Source organism: Pseudomonas sp. KH_017, assembly GCF_057840285.1.
Window position 1 is genome coordinate 994,967 of sequence record NZ_CM174509.1, and the last position, 26,801, is coordinate 1,021,767.

Annotated in this window: 27 protein-coding genes; 20 read left to right on the forward strand and 7 right to left on the reverse strand. The window is 60.3% G+C overall.

Annotated elements, in window-relative coordinates:
- Positions 1–293: 293 nt before the first annotated feature.
- Positions 294–554, reverse strand: a complete 261-nt coding sequence (locus tag AC3IT6_RS04480) for a hypothetical protein (protein ID WP_489354420.1) — start codon at positions 552–554, stop codon at positions 294–296.
- A gap of 27 nt (positions 555–581) precedes the next feature.
- Here AC3IT6_RS04480 and cyoA point away from each other — a divergent pair, with 27 nt between their 5' ends.
- The 7 genes from cyoA (at position 582) to AC3IT6_RS04515 (ending at position 6,480) form a co-directional block, all read left to right on the forward strand.
- Positions 582–1,526: a ubiquinol oxidase subunit II gene (gene cyoA, locus AC3IT6_RS04485; RefSeq protein WP_489354421.1), complete on the forward strand. Its 945-nt coding sequence runs from the start codon at positions 582–584 to the stop codon at positions 1,524–1,526.
- 3 nt (positions 1,527–1,529) lie between these two features.
- Entirely contained in the window at positions 1,530–3,560 is a 2,031-nt protein-coding gene (gene cyoB, locus AC3IT6_RS04490; protein ID WP_150727364.1) for a cytochrome o ubiquinol oxidase subunit I, read from the forward strand.
- A 3-nt stretch (positions 3,561–3,563) separates the two neighbouring features.
- A complete protein-coding gene (locus AC3IT6_RS04495) occupies positions 3,564–4,187 on the forward strand; it encodes a cytochrome o ubiquinol oxidase subunit III (RefSeq protein WP_150727363.1) in 624 nt (207 codons plus the stop codon).
- Positions 4,188–4,529 (forward strand): cytochrome o ubiquinol oxidase subunit IV, encoded by a 342-nt coding sequence (gene cyoD, locus AC3IT6_RS04500; protein ID WP_030128696.1) that lies wholly within the window; start codon positions 4,188–4,190, stop codon positions 4,527–4,529.
- An 11-nt stretch (positions 4,530–4,540) separates the two neighbouring features.
- Positions 4,541–5,428 carry a heme o synthase gene (gene cyoE, locus AC3IT6_RS04505; protein ID WP_489354422.1) on the forward strand — a complete coding sequence of 296 codons (888 nt, stop codon included), beginning with the start codon at positions 4,541–4,543 and terminating at the stop codon, positions 5,426–5,428.
- A gap of 406 nt (positions 5,429–5,834) precedes the next feature.
- Positions 5,835–6,044: a hypothetical protein gene (locus AC3IT6_RS04510; protein ID WP_489354423.1), complete on the forward strand. Its 210-nt coding sequence runs from the start codon at positions 5,835–5,837 to the stop codon at positions 6,042–6,044.
- Entirely contained in the window at positions 6,028–6,480 is a 453-nt protein-coding gene (locus AC3IT6_RS04515) for a hypothetical protein (protein ID WP_489354424.1), read from the forward strand. Before AC3IT6_RS04510 ends, AC3IT6_RS04515 begins: the two co-directional genes overlap by 17 nt.
- Before the next feature lie 100 nt (positions 6,481–6,580).
- Here AC3IT6_RS04515 and AC3IT6_RS04520 read toward each other — a convergent pair whose 3' ends face one another.
- The gene (locus tag AC3IT6_RS04520) at positions 6,581–6,859 is read right to left on the reverse strand and encodes a DUF3077 domain-containing protein (protein ID WP_489354425.1); all 279 of its coding nucleotides are present in this window, start codon (positions 6,857–6,859) and stop codon (positions 6,581–6,583) included.
- Between the two features lie 489 nt (positions 6,860–7,348).
- Positions 7,349–8,767: an aminotransferase-like domain-containing protein gene (locus AC3IT6_RS04525; RefSeq protein ID WP_489354426.1), complete on the reverse strand. Its 1,419-nt coding sequence runs from the start codon at positions 8,765–8,767 to the stop codon at positions 7,349–7,351.
- A gap of 148 nt (positions 8,768–8,915) precedes the next feature.
- On the opposite strand from AC3IT6_RS04525, the gene AC3IT6_RS04530 reads away from it, so the two are divergent.
- From AC3IT6_RS04530 to AC3IT6_RS04575, 10 genes are all read left to right on the forward strand, one after another.
- Positions 8,916–10,016, forward strand: coding sequence for a hypothetical protein (locus tag AC3IT6_RS04530; RefSeq protein ID WP_489354427.1), 1,101 nt, complete (start codon positions 8,916–8,918; stop codon positions 10,014–10,016).
- Positions 10,017–10,058: 42 nt separating this feature from the next.
- Complete coding sequence (locus AC3IT6_RS04535; RefSeq protein ID WP_489354428.1) at positions 10,059–11,339, forward strand: ATP-grasp domain-containing protein; 1,281 nt, start codon at positions 10,059–10,061, stop codon at positions 11,337–11,339.
- 48 nt (positions 11,340–11,387) lie between these two features.
- A complete protein-coding gene (locus tag AC3IT6_RS04540; protein WP_150727357.1) occupies positions 11,388–11,882 on the forward strand; it encodes a RidA family protein in 495 nt (164 codons plus the stop codon).
- 83 nt (positions 11,883–11,965) lie between these two features.
- Entirely contained in the window at positions 11,966–12,451 is a 486-nt protein-coding gene (locus tag AC3IT6_RS04545; protein WP_489354429.1) for a cupin domain-containing protein, read from the forward strand.
- Between the two features lie 242 nt (positions 12,452–12,693).
- Entirely contained in the window at positions 12,694–13,338 is a 645-nt protein-coding gene (yfcF, locus tag AC3IT6_RS04550) for a glutathione transferase (protein WP_489354430.1), read from the forward strand.
- Between the two features lie 32 nt (positions 13,339–13,370).
- A complete protein-coding gene (locus AC3IT6_RS04555; RefSeq protein ID WP_489354431.1) occupies positions 13,371–14,711 on the forward strand; it encodes a KamA family radical SAM protein in 1,341 nt (446 codons plus the stop codon).
- Between the two features lie 30 nt (positions 14,712–14,741).
- Positions 14,742–15,617, forward strand: a complete 876-nt coding sequence (locus tag AC3IT6_RS04560) for a branched-chain amino acid aminotransferase (RefSeq protein WP_489354432.1) — start codon at positions 14,742–14,744, stop codon at positions 15,615–15,617.
- 18 nt (positions 15,618–15,635) lie between these two features.
- Positions 15,636–16,394: a TauD/TfdA family dioxygenase gene (locus AC3IT6_RS04565; protein WP_489354433.1), complete on the forward strand. Its 759-nt coding sequence runs from the start codon at positions 15,636–15,638 to the stop codon at positions 16,392–16,394.
- 67 nt (positions 16,395–16,461) lie between these two features.
- Positions 16,462–17,421, forward strand: coding sequence for a diiron oxygenase (locus AC3IT6_RS04570; protein WP_489354434.1), 960 nt, complete (start codon positions 16,462–16,464; stop codon positions 17,419–17,421).
- Positions 17,422–17,435: 14 nt separating this feature from the next.
- The gene (locus tag AC3IT6_RS04575) at positions 17,436–18,236 is read left to right on the forward strand and encodes an N-acyl homoserine lactonase family protein (RefSeq protein ID WP_489354435.1); all 801 of its coding nucleotides are present in this window, start codon (positions 17,436–17,438) and stop codon (positions 18,234–18,236) included.
- A gap of 248 nt (positions 18,237–18,484) precedes the next feature.
- On the opposite strand, the gene AC3IT6_RS04580 is transcribed toward AC3IT6_RS04575, so the two are convergent.
- The 4 genes from AC3IT6_RS04580 to AC3IT6_RS04595 form a co-directional block, all read right to left on the reverse strand.
- Entirely contained in the window at positions 18,485–19,915 is a 1,431-nt protein-coding gene (locus AC3IT6_RS04580; RefSeq protein WP_489354436.1) for an aminotransferase-like domain-containing protein, read from the reverse strand.
- Positions 19,916–20,131: 216 nt separating this feature from the next.
- On the reverse strand, positions 20,132–20,836 hold the full coding sequence (locus AC3IT6_RS04585; protein WP_489354437.1) for a hypothetical protein: 705 nt from the start codon (positions 20,834–20,836) through the stop codon (positions 20,132–20,134).
- A gap of 315 nt (positions 20,837–21,151) precedes the next feature.
- Positions 21,152–22,672, reverse strand: a complete 1,521-nt coding sequence (locus AC3IT6_RS04590; RefSeq protein ID WP_489354438.1) for a sensor histidine kinase — start codon at positions 22,670–22,672, stop codon at positions 21,152–21,154.
- The gene (locus AC3IT6_RS04595; RefSeq protein WP_008000098.1) at positions 22,669–23,388 is read right to left on the reverse strand and encodes a response regulator transcription factor; all 720 of its coding nucleotides are present in this window, start codon (positions 23,386–23,388) and stop codon (positions 22,669–22,671) included. The genes AC3IT6_RS04590 and AC3IT6_RS04595 overlap by 4 nt, the downstream gene beginning before the upstream one ends.
- Positions 23,389–23,705: 317 nt before the next feature.
- Here AC3IT6_RS04595 and msrB point away from each other — a divergent pair, with 317 nt between their 5' ends.
- The 3 genes from msrB to msrA are packed head-to-tail and all read left to right on the forward strand — an operon-like array spanning position 23,706 to position 26,770.
- A complete protein-coding gene (gene msrB / locus AC3IT6_RS04600) occupies positions 23,706–24,224 on the forward strand; it encodes a peptide-methionine (R)-S-oxide reductase MsrB (RefSeq protein ID WP_489354439.1) in 519 nt (172 codons plus the stop codon).
- A gap of 33 nt (positions 24,225–24,257) precedes the next feature.
- Entirely contained in the window at positions 24,258–26,033 is a 1,776-nt protein-coding gene (locus AC3IT6_RS04605) for a cytochrome c biogenesis protein DipZ (protein WP_489354440.1), read from the forward strand.
- A 29-nt stretch (positions 26,034–26,062) separates the two neighbouring features.
- The gene (gene msrA, locus AC3IT6_RS04610; RefSeq protein ID WP_489354441.1) at positions 26,063–26,770 is read left to right on the forward strand and encodes a peptide-methionine (S)-S-oxide reductase MsrA; all 708 of its coding nucleotides are present in this window, start codon (positions 26,063–26,065) and stop codon (positions 26,768–26,770) included.
- The last annotated feature ends 31 nt before the right edge of the window (positions 26,771–26,801 follow it).

A 26,801-nucleotide genomic window follows, 5' to 3' on the forward strand; every position in this document is an offset into this window, starting at 1 on the left:
CGAACAGGCAGTTTTAACAGGCTCGGGCGAATGGCCGGAGCCCCCGTCATATCGGGCCTTGGGCAAGGTCAAGGGCAGAGAGGAAAGACTCGATACTGTCTGAACCGTGGGTGGAAGACCTACTTATTTTGGTGTTTTTGTTGAGAATGAATTTCGATAAGATGCGCCACTTTTGCGAAAACGGGTAATGATTGTTGCCGGTTCGGATAAAAATTATTTCGGGATGAGACATGGTTTATAAAACGCTACATATCTACAATCGCCCGCACTGAATTCCCGGCACTGCTCAAATCTTAACCAGGGGTGAGCAGAAACAGGGTGTCGAGAGGTCTGGTGGCTTCATGCGATGCCCAGGTGTCGGAGCCTCCAACTACCCGCACCAAATGGAATTGGTCTGTAACAAGGCCTTTGACCACGTATTCGAATAAGAACTCACCGCAGGCCCGGGATTTGTCGTACAGCGTCTGACGCACGATGGGCATGCCCTTATTCAATCCAAGAAAAATGCCAACCCTTGGCAGGGTGAAGTGTTGGCGATCAAAACCCAACTGCATTGCGCAAGCTGCTTTAGAGGTCGTGAGATGAGTAAAAACAGGTACCCCAGACTACTAGGCTTATTGCCGCTGATCGGCACGTTGTTGCTGTCAGGCTGCAACATGACCTTGCTCAATCCCAAGGGCCAGGTTGGTCTGGACGAGCGAAACCTGATCATCACCGCAACGCTGCTGATGCTGTTGGTCGTGGTTCCGGTCATCGTCATGACCTTCCTGTTCGCCTGGAAATACCGCGCGTCCAACACCAATGCCACCTACACCCCGAAATGGAACCACTCCACCAAGATCGAGATCGCGGTGTGGGCTGTTCCTGTGCTGATCATCGTTGCCCTGGGTTACGTCACCTACAAGTCGACCCACGCCCTTGACCCGTACAAGCCGCTGGAATCCGACGTGAAGCCTGTGACCATCGAAGTGGTCGCGCTGGACTGGAAGTGGCTGTTCATCTACCCGGAACAAGGCATCGCCACGGTCAACAAGATCGTGTTCCCGGCGCACACCCCGATCAACTTCAAGATCACTTCCGACGCCGTGATGAACTCGTTCTTCATCCCTGCGCTGGGCGGCCAGATCTACGCGATGGCGGGCATGCAGACCAGGCTGCACCTGATCGCCAACGAAAACGCCGAGATGGACGGTATCTCCGCCAACTACAGCGGCGCAGGTTTCACCGGTATGAAATTCAAGGCGATCGCAACGAGCCAGGAAGATTTCGACGCTTGGGTAAGTGAAGTCAAAAAGGCACCTAAACAGCTTGAACAAGCTGAATACGCAGCCCTTGCCAAGCAGAGCCAGAACAACCCAGTCGAGCTCTACTCCTCGGTGACGCCGAACCTGTTCCAGACCATCGTCGACAAGTACGAAGGCATGAAACCGGGTCCGAAAGTGAAGCACGAGAAAGAAGAGAAAGAAGTGGCCGCTACGCAAGGAATGGACATGAACGCGCATTCAGCTGCCGGGGCAGAGGAGTAAACGATGTTTGGTAAATTAAGTTGGGAAGCAGTCCCGTTCCACGAGCCGATCGTAATGGTGACCATCGCCATGATCGCGCTCGGCGGTCTGGCACTGTTCGCGGGTATCACTTACTTCAAGAAGTGGACCTACCTGTGGACCGAGTGGCTGACGTCGGTCGACCACAAGAAAATCGGCGTGATGTACATCATCGTCGCCATGGTCATGCTGCTGCGCGGCTTTGCCGACGCCATCATGATGCGTACCCAGCTGGCCATGGCCACCGAGGGTTCGCCTGGCTACCTGCCACCTGAACACTATGACCAGATCTTCACCGCTCACGGTGTGATCATGATCATCTTCATGGCGATGCCATTCTTCACCGGCCTGATGAACCTTGCAGTGCCGCTGCAGATCGGCGCGCGTGACGTTGCCTACCCGTTCCTGAACTCCCTGAGCTTCTGGCTGCTGGTTTCCGGCGTGGTGCTGATCAACCTGTCCCTGGGCGTCGGCGAATTCGCCAAGACCGGCTGGGTTGCCTATCCGCCGCTGTCGGGCCTGCAATACAGCCCTGGCGTGGGGATGGACTACTACATCTGGGCGCTACAGCTGTCGGGTCTGGGTACAACGCTGACGGGGGTCAACTTCCTGGCCACCGTGCTGAAAATGCGTACCCCTGGCATGAAGCTGATGGACATGCCGATCTTCACCTGGACCTGCACCTGGGCCAACGTCCTGATCGTGGCTTCGTTCCCGATCCTGACCGCTACCCTGGCACTGCTGACGCTTGACCGTTACATGGATTTCCACATTTTCACCAATGAACTTGGTGGCAATCCGATGATGTACGTGAACCTGTTCTGGGCGTGGGGTCACCCTGAGGTGTACATCCTGATCCTGCCAGCGTTCGGTATCTTCTCCGAAGTCATCTCGACCTTCACCGGCAAGAAACTGTTCGGCCACCACTCGATGGTCTACGCATCGGGCGCGATCTCGATCCTGGGCTTCATGGTTTGGCTGCACCACTTCTTCACCATGGGTTCGGGTGCCAGCGTCAACGCCTTCTTCGGTCTGGCGACGATGCTGATTTCCATCCCGACGGGTGTGAAGCTGTTCAACTGGCTGTTCACCATCTACCAGGGCCGTCTGCGTTTCACCAGCCAGGTGCTGTGGACCCTGGGCTTCATGGTGACCTTCGCCATCGGCGGCATGACCGGCGTTCTGCTGGCCATCCCGGGTGCCGACTTCGTTCTGCACAACAGCCTGTTCGTGATCGCGCACTTCCATAACGTGATCATCGGCGGTGCGGTATTCGGTTACATCGCAGGTTTCGCGTTCTACTTCCCTAAAGCGTTCGGCTTCAAGCTGCACGAAGGCTGGGGCAAGGCAGCGTTCTGGTTCTGGATCAGCGGTTTCTTCGTCGCGTTCATGCCGCTCTACGCTCTGGGCTTCATGGGCATGACCCGTCGCCTGAACGCCACCACCAACCCTGAGTGGGTGCCGTACCTGTACGTCGCCATGTTCGGTGCGGTGATGATCGCCGTGGGTATCGCTTGCCAGCTGATCCAGCTGTACGTCAGCGTGCGTGACCGCAACAAGCCGGAAAACATGTGCGAACACGGTGACCCGTGGAATGCACACACCCTGGAATGGTCGACCTCGTCGCCACCTCCGTTCTACAACTTCGCCGTGCTGCCGAAAGCCGACTGCATCGACCCGTTCACCGAAGCCAAGGAAAACGGCACCGCGTACAAGGCTCCGGCCAAGTACCAGCCGATCCACATGCCTAACAACACCGCTACCGGTGTGGTCATGGGCGCGCTGTTGACCGTGTTCGGTTTCGCGATGATCTGGCACATCTGGTGGCTGGCAATCGCTAGCCTGGCCGGCACCGTGATCTACTTCGTGATCCACGCGGCCCGTGATGATCAAGGCTATATGGTGCCGGTCGACGTGATCGAGCGCATCGAAGCCGAGCAGCACAAGCGTCTGGTAGCGGCAGGGAAAGTCCCGGCCACCGCCACCCGTGTTGAAACCTCGTTGGAACAGGCTTAAACCATGTCGAATTTAGTGACCAATGCTGGACACGCCCATGGTGACCATGGGCACGATGACCACCACCACGACTCGGGCGAGATGACCGTATACGGTTTCTGGCTCTACCTGATGACCGACTGCATTCTGTTTGCGTCGATCTTCGCGGTGTACGCGGTACTGGTTAACAACGTAGCGGGTGGCCCGTCGGGCCACGACATCTTCGAACTGCCATACGTGCTGGGCGAAACCGCTCTGCTGTTGTTCAGTTCGATCACCTACGGCTTCGCCATGCTGGCGTTCTACCGGGGCAACAAGAAGCAGGTCCTGGGCTGGTTGGCCATGACCTTCCTGTTCGGCCTGGGCTTCATCGGCATGGAGATCAACGAGTTCCACATCTTGATCTCCGAAGGCTACGGCCCTAGCCGTTCCGGCTTCCTGTCCGGGTTCTTCACCCTGGTCGGTACCCACGGTCTGCACGTGACCAGCGGTCTGATCTGGATGGCGATCATGATGTATCAGGTCAACAAGCATGGCCTGACCTCGACCAACAAGACCCGTCTGAGCTGCCTGAGCCTGTTCTGGCACTTCCTGGACGTCGTCTGGATCTGCGTATTCACCGTTGTTTATCTGATGGGGACTATGTAAATGGCTAACCCAGCTCATTCCCACCATGGCCACGACGACGCCGGTCACGGCAGCTACAAGTCGTACGCCATCGGCTTCATCCTGTCGGTGATCCTGACCGTCATTCCATTCGGTCTGGTGATGTACCCGACGCTGCCGAAATCGATCACCCTGTTGATCGTCCTCGCGTTCGCGATCGTCCAGGTGCTGGTGCACCTGGTGTACTTCCTGCACCTGGACCGTTCGGCCGCGCAGCGAAACAACGTGATTGCGTTTGTCTTCGCCGCGATCGTGATCGTCCTGCTGGTTGGCCTGTCGCTGTGGATCATGTTCAGCATCCACACGTTCATGATGGCGAAGTGAGGTAAGTCCGCATGTCCCTCAAGCACTTTATCCAAATCACCAAACCGGGGATCATTTTCGGTAACGTGCTTTCTGTGGCAGGCGGATTTTTCCTGGCCTCCAAAGGGCATGTCGATCTGGCCATCTTCCTGGCCGCCATGATCGGCACGTCCCTGGTGGTTGCCTCCGGTTGCGTATTCAACAACTGCATCGACCGCGACATCGACATCAAGATGGAACGCACCAAGAACCGCGTGCTGGTCCAGGGTTTGATCTCCCTGAAACTGGCCCTGATCTATGCGACCGTCCTGGGTGTCGCCGGCGTTGCGCTGTTGTACAAGGTGGCCAACCCGTTGGCCGCCTTGTTCGCGGTGATCGGCTTCGTGATCTACGTCGGCTTCTACAGCCTGTACCTCAAGCGCAAGTCGGTTCACGGCACGCTGGTGGGCAGTCTGTCGGGCGCCATGCCGCCAGTGATCGGTTATGTCGCAGTCAGCAACACCTTCGACATGGCCGCGCTGACCCTGCTGGTGATGTTCAGCCTGTGGCAGATGCCGCATTCCTACGCCATCGCGATCTTCCGCTTCAACGATTACCTGGCCGCATCGATTCCGGTGCTGCCAGTGAAGCGCGGCATCCAGGTGGCCAAGAAGCACATCCTGCTCTACATCCTGGCGTTCCTCGTGGCGACCTTGATGCTGACCTTCAGCGGCTACGCCGGCATGAGCTACCTCGCCGTCGCCGCGGCCATGGGCATGTACTGGTTGTACATGGCCTGGACCGGCTACAAGGCAGTGGATGACACGGTCTGGGCACGCAAGCTGTTCGTGTTCTCGATCTTCACCATTACCGCGTTGAGCGTGATGATGTCCCTGGACTTCAAAGTGCCGGCCGAGTTGTTGCTGACGTACGCGCCTTAAGCGTCGGATGCTGTAAAGAAAAGCCCCGCCTTCGAGAGAAGAGCGGGGCTTTTTGTTGGGTGCTTTCTGCTGGACCGAGTTGCCGCCATCGCGAGCAGGCTCGCTCCCACATTGGATCTGCGTCGCAGCCAATGTTGAATGCAACCCCGATCACCTGTGGGAGCGAGCCTGCTCGCGATGGCTGCGACGTGGTGTTTCAGGCACGAACCATAGTCGTCTGGCCAAACGGGTTCGGCGCAGCCCCTGTGTCATGAGTCATTGAGGAAAATGGAACATGGCATTTAGGAAAAGTCCTAACGCCAGCACCTGCGTTGCTTGGGTAAGGTCTCTCTCGTCAATTGATAGATCGTTGAGGCACAAGACAGCGGCAACGTATTCGTCTTCGATGACAGGAAAGTGGGGTTGAATGAGAGAACGTAACCTATTTGACGAGTTGATCCAGGGCGTTGAGGAAATGAGAGCTCAACGCGAAGCCATGCGCCGCAATGCGGTGGAAGACGTGCGGACCACTGATATTGGTACGCAAGAACACGTTCATATTGAGGCGCCACCAAACTCCGTCCTCACAAATATTTTGCATGATTATCTGGAGAGCACAGATGACGAAGCCCCATAGCGGCCACGTCCTCTCATCCGCCTTGGACACGCTGGTAAAAAAACCTTTGAATCAAGCGGATGACGCAGCCTTGGTGAGCGCCGCCAAAGCTGTCTGGTACTCGGACTCAAATCTTGAAAGCGAGATAAGCGTTTTTTTGAATCGTCACTCTGACGAAGTGGAGGTTCGGCGTGCTGGCTATCTGCTCGAGCGATTCACTCGATTTACTTGCTTATCCGATCTCCGGGTGTCGGAAACTCTCAATGTCCTCGAGCTTTTTGCTCATTCGACTTGCGTGCAAGCCGTGACGCTACAAGCCGTCACGCCATTGCGTCGACGCCGTGATGAGCTCGCTGTCTCTTGGGGGTTAAGTGAGGGCCTCGGCCTGAAAGCCCAAGCCCTCATGCCTTTCCAGACCCGGCATTACGAAGCTGAGCAACGCGCCATGTTTTCCTGAACGCTGGTTGCAGCGAAGAGGTCGCATCGTATGGTCCAAACGCTGTAACGGCCTGCATCGTAAAAGCCCCGCATTCAAAAGAATCGCGGGGCTTTTTCATTTACGCGCGGTTGTTACACGGTGCGTCGAGCACTTTCACCACGTCATCGATGATTGCTTTGCTCATGTCCTGCAAAAAATGCGAGGCCCAGGCGTGTCGGTCGGAGTCGCGAACCATGGCGGCGTCTGAGGCGAGCAGTTTGGCTACGTGGAGCAGGTCGGAGGCGTGGTAGAGGGCTTCAATCACCGGGACACCGGCGTTGATGCGGAATAGCGGTTCGTTGGTGTGGTAGGAGAACGGGGTGAGGCCGATGGTTTTCAGGTCTTGGGGGGTGGTCATTGGGCTTCACCTCTTGTTGATTGGGAGGTGGAGGGGCACGACTGGTGTAGCAGACGGATCGATCGCGTTCATTTGTAACTCCTGCAAAAGTGAAGCTGTCCCGTTCGTTCTCAGGCGAATGGGTGGCAGCTGTGCGCAGGCTGAGAAACCGGAGATGCAGGACCCGGCAGACCCTAAGGTCTCCCACACACAGCCGCCATAACACGAAAATTCAGGCGTAGAAAAACGCCAACAATCGTGGGGCGTAGCTGCGTGGCATCTTACTCGGGTTCTCAGGCCCGGTCGCTGAATTGGCAGCGACCGGGCGAAGTTAGCCGGCAAGGATGAGGGCGGCAATCGTAGCGATCTGGTGGCCGGGGATCTCATTGGACACCGCAATCCCTGTGGGAGCGGGCTTGCTCGCGAAGGCGGTGTGTCAGGCAACATTGATGCTGGATGTGACGGCCCCTTCGCGGGCAAGCCCGCTCCCACAGGGTCGAGGGCAGTCAGCTATTTGTGGGGGTTGTCCAGTAACCGGAAAAACCGCTCGCGCACCTGCAAGCTGTCACTGTGCGCCACATTGAATCGCAGGAAATGGCTGGCATCCGGCCCTTTGCTCAGCAAGGTCCCCGGCGCCAATACCATATTGTTCTCCAGCCCTTGTCGAGCCAGGTTCTCGGCATGCACGCCGTCCGGCAACCGTGCCCAGATAAACACGCCTTCGCCGGGCAACGAGGAAAGCGAACACCCGGCCTGCGCAAGCCAACCGGCCACACGGCTATTGGACTCATACAACCGATCCACCGTGCGCCGCGCATGTTTGGCATAGCTGCCATCACTGAGCATGGTGCAGGTGATCTGCTCCGCCAGTTCCGACGTCACCCCGCCGCAGGCCATTTTCAGGGCGACCATGCGTGCCGCCAATTGTGGCGAGAGCACGGTGTAGCTGACGCGGCTGTTGGCGGTCAGGGTCTTGGAGAAACCGGAGACATAACTCACATTGTCCAGCCCGCTGGCGGCCAGGCGCGGGGTGCGGCGTTGCTGGATGTCGCAGTACAGATCGTCTTCGACGATGTGCAAGCCATGGCGGTGGCTCAGTTCCAGCAAGCGGTAGACCTGGGCCGGGGTGAACGAGTGGCCGGTGGGGTTATGCAGCGTGCTGTTGGTCATGTACAGCACGGGTTTGTGGGCGATCAGCAGTTGCTCGAAGGCGTCGAGGTCCATGCCGTCGCAATCCCGGGCGATGGTGATGACTTTGGCCCCGTGCAGCGCCAGGTTGGCGTGCATGTTGAAGTAGCAGGGGTCGTCGAGCAGCACGGTGTCGCCGGGTTTGACCAGCAGGCGCATCAGCAGGTCGATGGCCTGCATGGTGTTGGCGGTGGTGATGATCTGGTCCACCGGCGCTTCGATGCCGAAGGTCGCCAGTTTGACCCGCAGGGCCTGGCGCAACGGCAAGTAACCGCCGGCTACGCCGTACTCGCCCATGCGCAACGACGTTGCTCGCAGGGTACTGCGCACGGCTTTCTGCAATTCTTCGGCGGGTAGCCACGAGGTCGGCAGAAAACCGCAGCCGGGGCGCAGCGTGCCGTTGTCCAGCAGCAAGGCGCGACGAATCACGCTGAGGGTGTCCTGGGGTTGCAGGTCCGGGCCGGTGCCACTTTTCAGCGCTGCTTCGGAGCGATGCACGTAATGCCCTGAGCCCTGGCGAGACACCACCAGCCCCTTGGCCCGCATGCGGTCCAGCGCATCGACCACCGTGGATTTACCCACGTTCATCAAGTCGGAGAGTTCGCGAATCGGCGGCAGCTTGGCGCCGTGGGGCAGGCCGCCGGTGCTGATGGCTTGCGTCAGCTGATCGACGATCTGCTGCACCAGCGGTACGCCGGGCTGGAATTCAATGGCGGCAATGACTGCACGTTGAACCTGCATTTTACTGGTCTCTCCGGCAGTAAAGTTCGTTGGATTCTATACGAACTTGCACTGATCAGGACAAGCCTCTCTCTCTACCATGCCCTTACAGACTTTTCTGAATGTCAGCCTTTGTCGGCGGGCATTCACCCGGTTCCTGAGGTGTTGCATGAGTGTCGAAACAACGGTCGCGGTGGCTAAACCGGTCATTAACCTGCGGTTATTCACGATCCGGATCATCACCGCTGTCTCGCTGTTCGCAGTGCTGGGCAAGGCCAACGTCTGGCTCGACACGGCCACCAACAGCATCCTGGCCCTTGGATATCGCGCCTTGTTGCTGCTGTTGCCCCTGACTTTACTGGTGCTTGGCCGCCGTTCCCTGAGTGTCACGCTGCTGTGTGCCGGCCTTGGCCTGGTGTTGCTGGCGCTGACCAGTAATCAAGGCATGGTGATGTTTGCTGCCGCGCTGTTTGCCTACGGCATTGCCATTGCCGGTTACCTGATCAAGAGCGAAGCGGCCCAGACCAAGGAAGGTGCGGCCTACAACCGCGTGGCCATGAACATGGGCAGCCTGGTGGCCGGTTTGATCCTGTTGTCGCCGCTTCTCACTCCAACCATGTTTTTTCTCGGTGCGGCGGCGTTCGTGCTGCTGTGCCTGCCGATCGCCCTCGGTGCGACCTTCACCTCCGAACCGCTGGTAGCCCGCCCGGCCACTCAGGCCGGCAGCAACTGGGGCAACAAACTGCCCTGGGTGATCGCCGGGATCATCATGGGCATCAAGCTGTTCGGGGTGTTCTCGATCCTGCCACAGGCGATCCTGCTCAAGACCGGCGAGTTGCCGGCCTGGTACGGCTTGATGCTGATCCTCAACAGCGCCGTGGTGGTCTTCGCCCAGGTGCCGGTGATGAAGCTGATCGAGCGCACCGGGCGCTTCAAGGTCGTGGCGGTGATCGCGATCATCGTCGGCGGCTTTGCGGTGCTGTCTTCGCCTGCCGCGTTCCACGTCGAAACCCTCGCCGGGGCGCTGGTCTGGGTGGCGCTGCTGTCCATTGCCGAATGCGCCTTCAGCTACCTCGATTACTTCTCGGTCAAGCAGAACAACATGTTCGTCAAGGAGGTGTCCCTGGGGGTGGGGGCCGGGCTGACCGTGTTGATCATGCGGGTGGTGCCTGCGCCGTACAACGCGCTGGTGCTGGCCGCCATCGGTGCCGCAGGGATCCTGGCCTGGTATTGGCTCAACCGTAAATCCAATGCGTCGTTGCATGACTGAGTCATCGCCGTTGCGGATTTCACCTTGCAGGTCGGGGGCATTATGAATACGACTTCATGCGTAGTAGTGGTCGGTTACAACGGCAATCGGGTGCACGACATCCAGAAACTGCGCGAGCTGTGCAAGTCGCTCTACAACGCCAGGCTCATCCTGCTGGTCGAGAAAATTCAGCCCGATGACGACCAGGTGGCCGATCACGTCTGCAGCACCTCACTGGCCGAAGACGATGTGGCGGCGTCCCTTGAACTGGTGGTGGGGTGCCTGAATGCCGACAGCTGGAAGCTGATCGGCGTACTGCCGTTCTCCGATCGCGGCGTGCTGCTCGGTGCGGCGCTGGCCAGTCATTTCGACCTGCCGGGCATTACCCCGGGCGAAGCGCGGGCGGGTCTGGACAAGCAGATCTTCCGCCAACTCGAAGCGGCGGCCAGCACCGCCCCCGAAGAATACCGGCCGGTGTTTTCCGCGCGGGTCGCAAGCCTGTCGGAACTGCGCCAGCGCGTCGTCGAACTGGGCGGCAAGGCCTTCATCAAGCCGGCCTGCGAAGGCGCGAGCCGGGGCTGTCGTGTCATCCATCACCCTTCGGAATGCGAGGATGCCTGGCTCGCCCTGAAGCCTTACCGCGAAGGCGGCATTGTCCTTGAAGAGCTGGTGCAGGACGCCCGCGAATACAGCTGGGACTGCGTGGCCGGCAGCACCTGGGTGACGGAAAAGACCACCACCGAAGGCGCCTACCGCGCAGAGATCCAGCAAGTCGTACCCGCACCACTTGCGGCTGAGGTACAGGCGCGTTTGATGGCAGCCGGTCGGCATATGGCGGGCTTGGTGTCCCAGGACAATGGGGCCTGGCACAACGAAGTGTTCTTGCGCCGCGACAACCTGACCTCGGCCGTGGAAACCAACATGCGCCCCGGCGGCATGCACATCTGGGACCTGGCCAAACGCGCCTTCGTCAATTTCGATCCGTGGGAACGCTGGGTGCGCTGGGCGGTGGAAGGCCAGACCGAACAGCACGAGCCAGTGGCCCGCGGCTACTGCGGCATTCGTCTGCTCAGGGCGCCGGCCGGCGGCATCTTGCGCACGATGCCTGACATCGAGGCCCTGGCCCGCGCCCTGCGTATCGACCTGGTGGAGGGCCAGTACGCCAAGCGTATCGGCGACTCCGTCGAAGCGTTAGTGAAAGACAACTTCTCATTCATCGGCCACATCGTGTTGTTCAACGAGCACTACGGGCAACTGAGCAACGACCTGTTGCGTCTGGCCGAGGCGATTGAGTCACGCATTGAGGTGACTTGCCTGGCACCGGCCACCCGCGCCGTGTGTTGAGCCCGCAAGCACCCGTTTTTTGCATTACTGATTAAGAGGGTTCGATCAATGATCCAGCACATGACCTGCGATGAACGCTTCATCGCCCTGGCCAAAGAGTTTGGTTATGACATCTACGGCGAAAACACCGCAGGCGGGCATTACGCACCGCTGATCCGCCATCACGATGAGTTGTACATCAGCGGTCTGGTGCCGCGCATGAACGGCAAGATCCATTACCCCGGCCGCGTCGGGCTGGACCTCAGCTTGGCCGATGCGCAAGCGGCCGCCAGCATCAGCGCGATGCGTGGACTGGCGTTGATCGTCGATGCCATTGGTTCGCTGGACAAGATCAAGTCATTGATCCGGGTAACGGTCTATGTGAAGTCCACGGCGGATTTTGTCGATTTGAGCGAAGTGGCCAACGGCGCCTCGGATGTGTTCAGCCATGTGCTGGGCGATGCCGGTAAACATACCCGCACCACGGTGGGTGTTTATCAGTTACCCAAGAATGCCGCGATAGAAGTGGACATGATCGCCGCCTTGCGCCCCTCGGTTTTGTAAGTTGTTTCCCGACTTTACAGTGCTGAACCGTTAACTTAAGGTTTAGCGCTAAAGTATGGGAAATAAAAAGAAAGGACGTGCGAATGGATAACTTTCAAGGTGCGTTTTTTTCATATAAGGACTTTCGTCAGAGCCTGCACCATCGAACGCCAAGTCCCAAGGTGTGGAAGGGTACCGAACTGGCGGGCATGCGTCAGACCCTTGAAGCCAGCGACGTTGATATTGTCGCATTGGCTCACGACAAGAGCATTGAAGGCTGTGAGGTGACGCCTGGCATGGCGATCGCCATGCAATGGCTGAACCCCGGTGTGACGCTCAACGGTCATGCCCATTCCTGGTGGCATCTGTTTGTCATCCAGTGCGGCAGCGGCGTGTTGACCCTCGGCGATGCCGACGGGGTCAACGTCAGCAGCGGCGACGTGTTGCTGGTGCCGGCGTGGACCAGGCACGGCTTCGTCAACACCAGTAAACACGAGCCTCTGGCGATGCTGAACATGAGCAATATGCCGCAAATGGCACTGCTTTCGAACTTCGCCGACAGCCATGGCCTGATCACCACCCAGCCGTAATTTCCCAGCGCATCAGCCCAGGGAGCCCACCTTCGTCGGCTCCCTTTTTTGTTTTTCAGACCTGCCCCGGTATCGCCTTTTGCAGCGTTATTGCCGGGTTTTTGGCTGCGTGTCTGTCGGTGGAAAATAACTTTCTGTATCGATTGAAACGGACAAATTCTGTATCTATTCAGCCTTAATACAACTAACTACGATCACTTCCAATGCACGTTGATCCCTGCAGTCAGTGAATGGAGTGTTCTATGGAAAACAGGAAGCTAAAACTGTATGTCGGCGCCGATCATGTCAGCGCTTTTGCGATGTCGGCTTTTGTGGCGCTCAAGGAAACGCAACTTTCATTTGAACTTGTTGCTGTTGATCTAAAAGCGCGCGAAAACTATCTGGCGAGTTATCGCGATCTTTCACTGACCTGCAAGATTCCAACGTTAGTTCACGACGATTTTGCCTTGTCGGAATCATCGGCGATTGCCGAATACCTCGATGAACTCTCCCCAGGGCATAAAAAACTCTATCCGCAAGACATCCAGCAGCGCGCCCGTGCCCGTCAATTGCAGGCCTGGTTGCGCAGTGACTTGCTGGTGGTGCGCAAGGAGCGCCCGTTTGACCTGGTGTACTTCGGCAAGAAAAACACCGCGCTGTCCGACGAGGCCCAAACCGCCGTCGAGCGTTTGTTCTTCGTCGCCGGGCATTTGCTGGAGGAGGGCGCCGAGCATCTGTTCGGTGACTGGAGCATTGCCGACACCGACCTTGCAATCATGCTCAACCGACTGGTTGCCAACGGCGATCCGGTGCCGGCACGGCTCTCTGCGTATGTGCGTCGCCAGTGGGATCGCGACAGCGTCCGGGCGTGGATGGACATAGAACGCAAAGCGCCGGCCATCGCGTAACAACACTCAGGGCAATCACCAGGAGCGCGGCCATGCAAGGACTGTCGGAGCACGAACGCTACAAACCCTATAACTCACGCACCATCCGCGACACACCTTACTGGCACAAGCTGACGCCGGCGTTGCAGGAGGCCATGACCGTGGTGGCGCGGGTCATGCCGTTTCGCACCAACGAATACGTGCTGGGCACATTGATCGACTGGAACAACGTTCCGGACGATCCGGTTTTCCGCATGACCTTTCCCCACAAGGACATGTTGCTGGCGGAGGAGTATGCCTCGCTCAAACAACTGATCGATCAGGATGACAGCGCGGCGATCAAGCGTCGGATCGAGGCGATCTGGCGGCGCATGAACCCGCATCCGGCCGGTCAATTGACCCACAACGGTGTCACCCACAACGGCAAAGTCCTGCCGGGCATCCAGCACAAGTACCGCGAAACCGTGCTGTTTTTCCCCGGCGCCGGCCAGACCTGCCACGCGTACTGCACCTTCTGTTTCCGCTGGGCGCAGTTCATCGGCGAGGAAGAACTCAAGTTCAATGCCCGCGAGTCCCAGGAGCTGGTCAGCTACTTGAGGGTGCACAGCGAAGTGACCGACGTGCTGATCACCGGCGGTGACCCGATGATCATGAACACCCGCTCGCTGGCCGGTTACATCGAGCCACTGCTGGCGTTGCCACACCTGAAGAACATCCGCATCGGCACCAAGTCCGTGGCGTACTGGCCGCAGCGTTTTGTCAGCGACAAGGATGCGCCCGAGTTGCTGGAGCTGTTCCAGCGCATCGTCGCGGCGGGGAAAAACCTGTCGATCATGGGCCACTACAACCACCCGGTGGAGATCCGCCAGGCCATCGCCCGCCAGGCCATCGAGCGCATTCGCTCGACGGGCGCGACGGTGCGCATGCAGGCGCCGCTGATCCGCCACATCAACGAAAACCCTGCCGATTGGGCCGCGCTGTGGACCGAAGGGGTGCGGCTCGGGGCGGTGCCTTATTACATGTTCGTCGAGCGCGATACCGGCCCCAGTCACTACTTCGCAATGCCGCTGGCCCGGGCCTTCGAGATCTTCCAGGCGGCGTACCGCACGGTATCGGGGCTTGCGCGCACGGTGCGCGGGCCATCCATGAGCACCTTCTACGGCAAGGTGTTGATCAACGGCATCGAGACCGTCGCCGGGGAAAAGGTCTTCGTCTTGCAGTTCCTCCAGGCACGCAATCCGCAATGGGTGTTGCGCACGTTCTACGCGCGCTTCGATCCGCAAGTGACCTGGTTCGACGACCTGCAACCGGCCTTCGGCGAGCGTGCGTTCTTCTTTCAGACCGAGCTCACCGCCGTGCCGGAATTGATACCTGTGTTGCTGGAAACAGCGTAGGAAAATTCATGAACAATGGGAGATATGGATATGAGCAGTATCCCGTTTGATCAGCGCGAGGGCGTTATCTGGCTCGACGGAGAGTTCGTCGAGTGGTCCCGGGCGCAGTTGCATGTGCTGACCCATGGCCTGCATTACGCGAGCACCGTGTATGAGGGCGAGCGGGTCTACAACGGCAGGATCTTCAAGCTGCGCGAACACAGCGAGCGCTTGTATCGCTCGGCGCAACTGATGGACTTTGCCATCCCCTTTGAGCTGGCTGAACTGGAGGCGGCCAGCCACGAACTGCTGCAACGCAACAAGGTCGTCGATGGCTATCTACGCCCGGTGGCCTGGCGCGGCAGTGAGATGATTTCCACCTCGGCGCGTTTCAACCGTGTGCACGTGGCTATCGCGTGCTGGCAGTGGCCGAGCTATTTCGACCCGGCGGCGCGCATGGCCGGCATCCGCTTGAAAACCGCGACCTGGCGTCGCCCGCCACCGAGTAGCAGCCCGTTTCAAGCCAAGGCCTCCGGGCATTACCAGATCGCCACGCTGAGCAAGCACGACGCCGAGAACACGGGTTACCACGATGCGCTGATGCTCGACTGGCGCGGCCACGTGGCCGAAGCCACCAGCGCCAATGTGTTCTTCGTCAAAGGCAGGACGTTGCACACCCCGGCACCGGATTGTTTCCTCAACGGCATTACCCGCCAGACCGTGATCGAACTGGCCAGGGCGCTGGACTACCAGGTGGTCGAACGCACGATTTTGCCTACGGAGCTTGGCGACTTCGACGAGTGTTTTCTCACCGGCACCGCCGCCGAAATCACCCCGGTGCAGAGCATCGATGAGCAACGCTATCGACCGGGTGACGCCTGCCGCGACTTCATTGCCGCGTACACCTCAACCGTCAACGCCGGATAACCCGCCAGGAATCTCACCATGTCAGACCAAGGGATTGTTGCGTCTCAACCTTGCATTTCGCTCGGCCATCGTCATGAAGAACTGTCGACGTTGGGCTGGACAGTGCTGACCCCAGACGAATTTGCCGATGATGTCGAAGGTACCTTGCGCGAGTTCGGCCCGATCATTCCGCAGTTCAACGGCCAGATGGCCTTTCCCATTACCCGCAAGCCGGGTTACGAAGACTTGCCGTATTCCCAGAGCATGAACGGCATCGGCCCGCACACCGAAGCGCCGGTGTACGGGCCGCCGCCGCGCTACCTGGCGTTGCATTGCCATAAACAGGCCACGTGCGGTGGCGGGCACACCGGATTGGTGGACGGTTACGAATTTCTCAAGTCCCTGGAACGCAGTGAACCAGAACTGCGTGGGTGGCTGGATGACACGCCGGTAGAGTTTGTCGCCACCGCGAAACCGGGGGAGCCGGGACAACGGCGGGTCAAGGAGTACATCCTCACGCCTACGGAGGACGGGGATATTTTCCGCTTCAGCTTCAACCAGTTTCACTACGGCGACGTGAACCCGTCCAAGGAGGCCCTGCAGCAATCGCTGGTCGCCAACAGCACCTCGCCGCTGGCCAGGTTTGCCGTGCTCGGCGAAGCGTACTTCGTCGAGCACAACGTTCCGGTGCTGATTCCCGACGGATGCCTGCTGATTTGGGACAACTGGCGAATGATCCACGCCCGCAGTCGTTACACTGATCCGGCGCGCAACCTGACCCGCTATTGGCTGGCCTGATTTTTCCGTCGCCCTTCATTCTTTTGGCGTATCCCTTGGCGGGTACGCGCCTTACAGGTATCGCGTCATGCAAACAGCAATCGAGATCGCCCAGGTCGATCATCAACTGATCGTGCGGCTCAACCAGGCCTGGACCAAGCGCGCCACGGTGTGTTCGCCGGACAGGGGCCAGGTCGAAGAAGTGTTCGACCCGGCGCGCCCGGATTACCCGGAGTGCATGGTGCCGTTCTTTCACCATCCGAAATTCCAGGCCTTGAGCGACGAGCTCAAGAGCAGCGTGGTGACCTGGGGCTGGATCGGCTACAACCTGCGCACCGTCACCGCCGAAGAACATGTGGTCAATCCGGCGCTGAGCGTCATCGCCAATCAGTACCTGGGCAAGGATGACTGGCACTTTCGCGAGGCCATGCAACAGACCCTGATCGACGAGCACTACCACACGCTGATGCACCTGCGCGCCATCGAGCGGACCAAGCTGGATCGTGCGCTGGATCAGGACTTGGATCTGCCGCCCTCCGTCACTTACCTGCGCCTTAAAGCCCAGCGTGAAGAGCTGTCCGAGCAATGGCAGCGGGATCTGGCAGCGATCACCTTTGCCGTGGTGGCCGAAATCAGTGTCAACGCCTATCTGGACCTGTTGGCGGACGACCAGACCATCCAGCCGCAGAACCGCCGTGTGGCCGAACTGCACAACCGTGACGAGTACGCCCACAGCAAGGTGCTGGCCGAAGTGGCCAAGGTCATGTACGCGAACATGCAGCCGGCCCAGCGGGAATTTTTCGCACGCAACCTGTCGGTGGCGCTGAGTGCTTTTATCGCTCAGGACTACTCGATGTGGGAGGCGATTCTGACGCAACTCGGGGTCGAGGATGCGGCGCTGATCATTGCCGACACCCGCGAGAGCAACAAGAACGCGACCATCATGCGCGACTACAGCGGCCTGCATAAGCTGGCTCAGGACCTGGGCATCAGCGACCAGATCGATTTCGATTTCCGCCCGACCCTCAAAACCACGGCGGTCGCCTGAACCCGGAGGTGTCCATGTCTGCTCCTGTGTATGAAGTGTTCGCTATTCGTGTCGGCGCAAATGCCCAGCGCACTGCCAGGGAGAACTTTCTCTACGACGCCTGCTGCGGTGATCCGAATGCGCCGATGCCGCTGGACTACTACTTCTGGGTCATCCGCAACGAGCAACAGGTGATCGTGGTCGACACCTGTTTCCAACCGGCCACGGCGGACCGGCGCAATCGCCAGATGTACCGCCTGCCGGAAGAATCTCTGCGGCAACTGGATATCGATCCGACGCAAGTCGAGCACCTGATCCTGACCCATTTGCATTGGGATCATGCCGGCAACCTCGGGCTGTTCCCGAAGGCGACGGTGCATTTGCAGGAAGCGGAATTGCGTTTCTGCACCGGGCCGAAGATGGCCCATCGCACGGTGAACAAAACCTACGAGGTCGAGGACGTGATGTCGGCGCTGCCGCCGCTGTTCGAAGGACGGATGCGTTTGCACAACGGTGTTGTCGAGGTAGCTCCCGGCGTGACCCTGCACCCGGTGGGCGGGCATACGCCGGGCAGCCAGGTGGTGCGGGTCAATACCGGACGCGGCTGGATTGTGCTGGCCTCGGATGCCGCGCATTTGTGGGTCAACATTCGTCAGCGCAGTCCATTTCCGATTCTCGATGACCTGGCGCAAACCCTCGAAGCCTTCACCGAGATCGACCGCCTGGCCGATGGCGAAGACCACGTCATCCCCGGCCACGACCCGCTGATCGCCGAGCGCTTCCCGCACTGGAATGACGACCCGCATATCATTTGCCTGCACCAGAATCCGCTCTGAAGTTCACCTTCAACCCTGTGGGAGCGAGCCTGCTCGCGAAGACGTCAGCACATTCAAAATTGATGTGTCTGACACACCGCTTTCGCGAGCAAGCCCGCTCCCACAGTTGATTGCTGTCGTTCACCGATGTTGTGTTCACCGAAAATCCCCTGTGGGAGCGGGCTTGCTCGCGAAGGCGTCAGCACATTCAAAACTGATGTGACTGATACACCGCTATCGCGAGCAAGCTCGCTCCCACAGGGTCGCGGTCAACCCTGATGTTGGAGCAGGCGGCCCAAGGTCTGCACGGCCTCATTAATCCGCGGCGAATACGGTGCGCCACAGCCAATTCGCACAAAATGATCGAAGCGCCTGGCATTGGAAAAGATATCCCCAGGGGAAATCTGGATGCCGACCTTCAGCGCCTCGTGAAAAAACGTCATCGATGAATGCCGGCGAGGCAGTTCAACCCATAACAACGTGCCGCCCTGGGGATTGGTCACGCGGGTGCCGAGGGGGAAGTAGCGAGTAATCGCCTCGCTCATCTGTTGACGTTGTTGGGTCAGGGTTTTCCTCAGCCGTCGCAGGTAGCGCTCGTAGGACGGTGTGCGCATGAACTCGCTGGCCGCCAATTGCGATAGCGCCTCGCACCCCCGCGACTGCGCATGTTTGAGCATCTCCACGCGGTCGTGCCATCTGCCGGCGCTGATCCAGCCCAGGCGCATGCCCGGTGCCAGGGTTTTGTTCAGCGAGGCGCAATAGATCACGTTGTCGGTGCGGTCCCAATGTTTGAGCGTGGACAGCGGCTGCTCGGTGTCCACCAGGTCGCCGTAGGTGTCGTCCTCGATCAGCACGGTGTTGTGCTCGGCGCACAGTTTCACCAGCCGTGCCTTGTTGGCGTCGGGCATGATGCTGCCCAGCGGGTTTTGCAGGTTGGGAATGACGATAAGCACCTTGACCCGTTCGGGGCCTTGCAGCAGCCGTTGCAGGGCCTGCAGATTGAGCCCGGTGTGGGCCGAAGCCGGGACTTCCAGCACACGCAGGTTCAGGCTCTCGAGAATTTGCAGCAGACCGTAGAAGGTCGGCGACTCCACGGCCACGGTGTCGCCGGGGCGGGTGACCGCACGCAAGGCCAGGTTGATCGCTTCGGTGGCACCGTTGGTGATCACGATCCGCTCGGGGGCCAGGTGGGTCTTGCTGGCCAGAGCCCGCCGGGCCAGGATGTTGCGCAAATCGCTGTTGCCGCAGGCGCCGCCCGCGGTGCCGAGCAGGCAGGCGTCGTAGCGCAGCGCCTTGATCATGTGGTCTTGCAAGGTCTTGAGCGGATATAGCTCCGGCGCGCAGTAGGCGCTGGCGAAGTTGACCTTGATCGTCGCGCGCTGACTGGCCTTGAGCACCGCGCAGACCTGTTCATGAATGCCGACATACGCGCGGGTATCCAGCGCTGGCGCCAGGGCAATCGGGGCGGGCCTGGGCAGGGTGTCGGGCTGGCGGATGTAGTTGCCGGAGCGCGGCCGGGCCTCCAGCACACCGCAGTCTTCCAGTTCCCGACACACCTGCACGGCGGTCGACAGGCTGACGGCGTGTTTTTCCATCATCAACCGGATCGAGGGCAGGCGTTCACCGGTTTTCAGGGTGCCGCTGCGGATAGCGTCCAGGTAGTGGTTGGCCAACTGGCGATACAAGGGGGGCGTGTTCATGATGACCTCGGCAGTTGCACCACTGAGGTCTGGGCTGGAAAGTGAGTTGACGCTCCCCGCAGGCGGACCCGTGGTGCTCATGGGTGAAGGGAAGTGGTGTTCTGCGTCGATACTGGAAGAGTAATCGCGGTTTTGCCCGAATCACGGGCAATAAAAAGCCCCGCTCTGATGGCGGGGCTCTTAGGGGGGCGCTGAGGACTGTGTGTCGAGGTCGCCTTACTGTGCGGCGATGGAATAACCATCGAACGCGGTCTGCTGCTGCAGGGCGGTGATGATGTTCTTGCGGTTGACCGCTTGCTCGGCGCCGCTGTTGTCCAGGAATGTCTCGCTTTGCAGCTCCGCTTCCTCGCCTTCGCCAACGAAGGTGAAACCGAGGAATTCCAGGGCTTCACGGTCGACGTTCAGGCGCGAGCGCGGGGTGCGCAGCGGCAAGGTGACGCTCATGCCGTCCTTGCTGATGGTGAACACTTCGATTTCTTTCTTGGCCTTGGCGGCTTTGCTCTTGCCGCCGCTCGGGTTGCTGATGGCCTGGTGGGTCTGGTTCAGCACTTTCAGGGCCAGGCCGTAGACGATTTCCTGGAACGCCGGGTCGTCCTTGAAGCTGGACAGGATGCGGCTGATCGGGAATTTGCTGCTCAGGTCTTCGAGGGCGGCGATGTCGGCGGCCTCGGCGTCCTTGAGTTGCTTGAGCTGGCCCATCAGTTCGTAGGCTTTGTCATCGTCGAAGCTGTCGTGGGCCTGACGGATCGCGGTGCGCAGTTCGCGGATCTGGTCGCTTTCGCGGGTGGACTGGAAAGCGTCCAGCACCATCTCGCTGATGGTCTTGGCCTGGGACACGTGTTGTGAAAGATTGATGGAGTTTTCGTATTCCGCTTTGGACGACAAGGTGACTACGGTTTCAGCGGTATTGGAATCGGACATTGAAATTTCACTACTTCTATAACTTGAATTGGGGCGAGAAAGCCCGGGGGCTTTTTCAGGTCGCCTAATCTATTGGACCGGGGCGGCGTTGTCACGGATGAACAGGCGACTGGTCATGATTTCGCCTCCCTGTAGGAGCGAGCTTGCTCGCGATGGACGTTAACGATAACGCGTTCATTCTGGATGAGCGCGGTACCCTTGAGACCATCGCGAGCAGGCTCGCTCCTACAGTTGATCCGATGTGTCGCTGATTTTGTGATCGACACATAAGCCCTGTGAGAGTGAGCCTGCTCGCGATGCAGGCGCCTCGGACTGTCAGGCCTGTCTGGGTGTATTCAGGTTCATCGACCGCACCGCCAACGCAGTCGCCGTTTCCTCATCGATCGGCAACGAAAACCGGAACGTCGCACCCCGCCCCGGCACATCGATCAACTGAATCTCGCGCCCGTGCAATTGCAGGATGCGATGCACGATCCGCAGCCCCAGCCCGCCATCACGCCGTGCGCCGCCGATATTGAACGGACGCAGGAACAACCCTTCGCGCAGTTCCGGGGCGATGCCGGGGCCGGTATCGCTGACCGTGACTTCGATGAATGAGCCTTGCGGGCGCAGGCCTAGCTCGACCTCGCCACCGGCCGGGGTATGGCGCAGGGCGTTGTCGAACAGGTTGGTCAGCACCCGTTCGATCAACCCGAGGTCCGCGCAGGCCGCCGAGGCATTCGGCGCGAAGGTGGCCTTGAGTTCGACTTTGCGCGCTTCGGCAGTGAGTTCGAATTTCTGGAAGATGTCCTGGGCCAGGTCGGTCAGGGAAAAACGTTCCAGCACCGGCTGTACGAAGCCATGTTCCAGCCGCACCAGTTCCAGCAGCGACTGCGCCAGACCGCCGACCTTGCGGCTCTGGTCCAGCGCGATGCCCAGATAGCGACGGCGGTCGGCAGGGGACAGCGTGGCGTCCTTGAGCGACAGGGTTTCCAGATAGCCGTGCAGCGAGGCCAGCGGCGTGCGCAAGTCGTGGGATATGTTTGCCACCAGTTCGCGGCGTTCCTGGTCCTGACGGGTCAAAGAGCGCCATTGTTCGCCCAGGCGTGCCTGCATCTGCCGGAACGCGGCATCGAGCACAGCGATTTCATCGTGGCTGGCGGCTTTTTCCACCGTGACGGGCAGGGCCGGTGTGACCGGCACGCCATCGATGTCGAACTGGCTGACGGTTTCGGTCAAGCGGCGCAACGGCCGGGTAATCAGGGCAAACGCCGTGAGACCGGCAATCAGGCACAGCAGCGCCACCAGGCCGATGGACAACAACGCAGTGTTGAGCGCCGCGCTGGTCGCACCGCGTTCGGCCAGACGGTCGTGATCCTCGCCGAGCAACACTACGTAGAGATAACCGGCCGGCTTGCCGTCGACCTTCAGCGGTGCCGCGCTGAACACCTTGCGCGCATCGACGCTGCGCGGGTCGTCGCCGAGAATCGGCAGGGCATCGCCCCGCAGAAGGCGCTGGATCGGCGCCAGGTCGATCCTTTCGCGACGGATCCGGCCCTCGGGCGCGGCGCTGCCGACAATTTTGCCCTCGGTGTCCAGCAGGTACACCTCGACGCTCGGGTTGACCTGCATCAGTTTGCTGAACAGGTCACGCACGGCATTGGGCATCAGGCCCTGGGTGTCCATCAGCACCGTGTCACTGGCGATGTGCTGCGCCAGGTCCCGGGACAAGCCTTGCACCACTTCCTGCTCATGCATCTGGTTGGAGCGCACCTGCAGCCACGCCGAGGTGCCGCAGCACACCAGCAGCAGCACGGCGAACACCAGGGACAGGCGTTGCGTCAGGGTCAGCCTCATGGCTGCGGCTCCTCACCGGTGGCGAATTTGTAGCCGCGGCCCCAGACCGTGAGGATGCGCACCGGTTGCGCCGGATCGGCCTCGATCTTGGCGCGCAGGCGGTTGATGTGGGTGTTGACCGTGTGCTCGTAGCCTTCGTGGCTGTAGCCCCACACGGCATTGAGCAGGTCCATGCGCGAAAACACCTTGCCGGGCTGGCGGGCGAAGAAGTACAGCAAGTCGAATTCCCGGGGCGTGAGGTCCAGGCGCCGTCCGTCGAGGGACACTTCGCGGGTGATCGGGTCGATGGCCAGGCCGTCGGTGAGCAGGCTGCCGGCGTCCATCTTCAGGTTGCGCGCCATGGCGTCGACCCGGCGCAGCAGCGCCTTGACCCGGGCCACCAGTTCGAGCATGGAAAACGGCTTGGCCAGATAGTCGTCGGCACCCAGTTCCAGGCCGAGAATCCGGTGCACTTCGCTGGAGCGCGCGCTGGTGATGATGATCGGCGTGTAGCGGGCCATGGCCCGGGCGCGGCGGCAGATTTCCAGGCCGTCGACACCGGGCAGCATCAGGTCGAGGACCAGTGCGTCCCAGTTGCCTTGCTGCAGCAGGCGCATGCCTTCATCGCCATCGGCGCTGTGCACCACCTCGAACTGCTCATCGCGAAGATGCAGGCAGATCAGGTCGGCGATATGCATATCGTCCTCGACCACCAGGACGCGTTTGGTCTGTTCCATACAGCTCAATCCTTCGGCGCGATGGGCGCATGCCATTCGGCTAATGTGCAAAAAAAACCTGTGGGAGCGGGCTTGCTCGCGAAAGCGTCAGGTCAGCCAGTATCACCATCGACTGACACTCCGCCTTCGCGAGCAAGTCGGATCGCCGCACCGCCGCTCCCACAGGAATAGCAGTGTTCAAGATCGGCGTTAGGCATTGTGCGGGTTTTTCGGGGTCTGAGTTATCACGAATTGTTTAACTTCCCGTGAGGATTTGGCGATCACCCAAAGCCTAGGCTGTGTTCCATGAAACACCCCTGGATTTTTTGGAGACGAGCATGTTTTCACGACGGCAATTTCTTCTAGTGAGCGGCGGACTGGGGGTGACAGCCCTGGCGATCGGCCTGTTGCCGAAGTTTTCCACAGGCACCGCATTAATCAGCGAGGCCAGCGCAGCGGAGGCATTCGAAGTGACCCACAGTGACAAAGAATGGCACGCCATCCTCAGCGATGAGCAGTACGACATCCTGCGCGAAGAGGGCACCGAACGGGCCTACAGCAGCCCGCTGAACAACGAGCACCGCGATGGCACCTTCGTCTGTGCCGGTTGCGACCTGCCGTTGTTTTCCTCGACGACCAAGTTCGACAGCCGCACCGGTTGGCCGAGTTTCTGGGCACCGCTGGACAAGGCCGTGGCGACCCGCCAGGACCGTGCGTTCGGCATGGTCCGTGAAGAGGTTCATTGCCGGCGCTGTGGCGGGCATCTGGGTCATGTCTTCGACGACGGCCCGAAACCCACCGGCCTGCGTTACTGCATGAACGGCCTGGCGATGAAATTCGTGCCGAAGACGGTGTGATTCCCTACCACTCACTTTTTGCAGGTAATCGCCATGTGGCTGCTGGTCCTCGCTTATCTCGGTGGTGTGCTGACGATTGTCAGCCCGTGCATTCTGCCGGTGTTGCCGTTTGTCTTCGCACGCACCGGGCAACCCTTCGTCAAAAGCGGGTTGCCGCTGCTGGTGGGGATGGCGCTGACCTTCGCGCTGGTCGCCACGTTGGCGGCGGTGGGCGGTGGCTGGGTGGTGCAGCTCAACCAGTACGGGCGCTGGCTGGCGCTGGTGTTCGTGGCGTTGTTCGGTCTGACGTTGTTGCTGCCGCAATTGGCCGAGCGCCTGACCCGGCCATTGGTGGCGGCGGGCAGTCGTTTGTCGGAGGCGGCGGGCGCCGATGCGCGGCCACGTCCCGCTGCTTCGTTGCTGATCGGCGTGGCCACCGGCCTGTTGTGGGCGCCCTGCGCCGGGCCGATTCTCGGTTTGCTGCTGACCGGTGCGGCCCTGCAAGGCGCCAGCATTCAAACCACCTTTTTGCTGCTGGCGTATGCCGCCGGTGCCGCCACGTCCCTCGCGCTGGCCTTGTTGCTGGGCGGCAAAGTCTTCACCGCGATGAAGCGCTCGATTGGCGCCGGCGAATGGCTGCGTCGCGGCCTGGGCGCGGCGATGCTGGCCGGTGTGGCGGCGATTGCCCTGGGCCTGGACACGGGAGTTCTGGCGCGGCTCTCCACGGCATCGACCGGTGGTATCGAGCAAGCGCTGGTGGAAAAACTGAGCGGCAAGTCACCGCGTAACAGCGGCGCGATGATGGCGCAAAACACGACCGCCGGGGGCGCGGCGCAAGTGGCCGAGAAATCCCCGGGCACCTTGCCGGTCGAAGGCAACCTGCCGCCACTGGAGGGCGCCGTGCAATGGCTCAACTCGCCACCCCTCGATGCCCAAGCCTTGAAGGGCAAGGTCGTGCTGGTGGATTTCTGGACCTACTCCTGCATCAACTGCCTGCGTTCGCTGCCCTATGTGAAGGCCTGGGCCGAGAAGTATCGTGATCAGGGCCTAGTGGTGATCGGCGTGCATGCGCCGGAGTTTGCCTTCGAGCGCGACGTCAGCAACGTCACCAAGGCCATGAAAGACCTGGGCATCAACTACCCGGTGGCCATCGACAACGAGTTCAAGATCTGGCGCGCCTTCAACAACGAGTATTGGCCGGCGCATTACTTTGCCGACGCCCAGGGACGCATTCGTTATCACCACTTCGGCGAAGGCAAGTACGCCGAATCGGAGCGAGTCATCCAGCAATTGCTGCGCGAGGCGGGGGCGGCCAAGGTCGCCGACGGGCTGATCAGTGCCAAGGCCGACGGCGTGCAAATGGCCCCGGACAAGGACGCCGTACAATCGCCGGAAACCTATGTCGGCTACCAGCGCGCAGAACATTTCGTGCCGGAAACCGCGTTGGTGCCGGACAAGGTCGCGGTCTACAACCCGCCGGCGCAACTGGCCCTCAACGACTGGAGCCTGGGCGGCCAGTGGCATGTCGGTCCGGAGCGGGCCACCGCCAGCGCACCGGCCAGCCGCATCGTCTATCGCTTCCACGCCCGTGATTTGCATTTGGTGCTCGGCCCAGGCGCCGATGGCAAGCCGGTGCGCTTCAAGGTGCTGATCGACGGCAACGCGCCGGGCGATGACCACGGCATGGACGTGGCCCCCGATGGCAGCGGCACCGTGACCGACCAGCGCTTGTATCAACTGGTGCGCCAGAACGGCGGCGTGATCGACCGGACCTTCAGTATCGAGTTTCTTGACCCGGGTGCGTCGGCTTACGCCTTCACCTTCGGCTGATAACTATCAACGCTTCAGGAGTTCGCCCCATGAAAACACTCTTTACCTGGCGCCGTACCCTGCTGGGGCTGGCGGCTGCCGGCATCATCAGCCAATGCTCGGCCTTCTCCTTCGGTGGCGCCGAAGAGGGGGTAATCCTTCCACCGCCGGCCCTCGACGAAACCACCCAGGCCCGCAGCGAAACCGCGGTGTTCGCCGGTGGCTGCTTCTGGGGCGTCCAAGGGGTGTTCCAGCATGTCAAAGGCGTGAAGAACGCCGTCTCCGGCTACGCGGGCGGGGCGGCCAATACCGCGCAATACGAGCGCGTCAGCAACGGCAATACCGGCCATGCGGAGTCGGTCGAAGTCACTTTCGATCCCGCTCAGGTCAGCTATGGCACCTTGCTGCAGATCTACTTTTCGGTGGCGCACAACCCGACCGAACTCAACCGTCAGGGGCCGGACAGCGGCACCCAGTATCGTTCGGCGATCTTTACCAAAAGTGCCGAGCAGCAGCGGGTCGCACAGGCCTACATCACCCAGCTCGACGCCGCCCATGCTTTCGACAAGCCGATCGTGACCAAGCTCGAAACCTTCAATGGTTTCTACCCGGCGGAGGAGGAGCATCAGGACTTCCTGACCGAGCATCCGACCTATCCATACATCGTGATCAACGATTTGCCGAAAGTGGCGCAGTTGAAGCAGCTGTACCCGAATCGTTATCAGGAACAGCCGGTACTGGTGAAGGCGGGGATGTAAATGGCGATCAGCGACTGCATGGCCTGTTCGG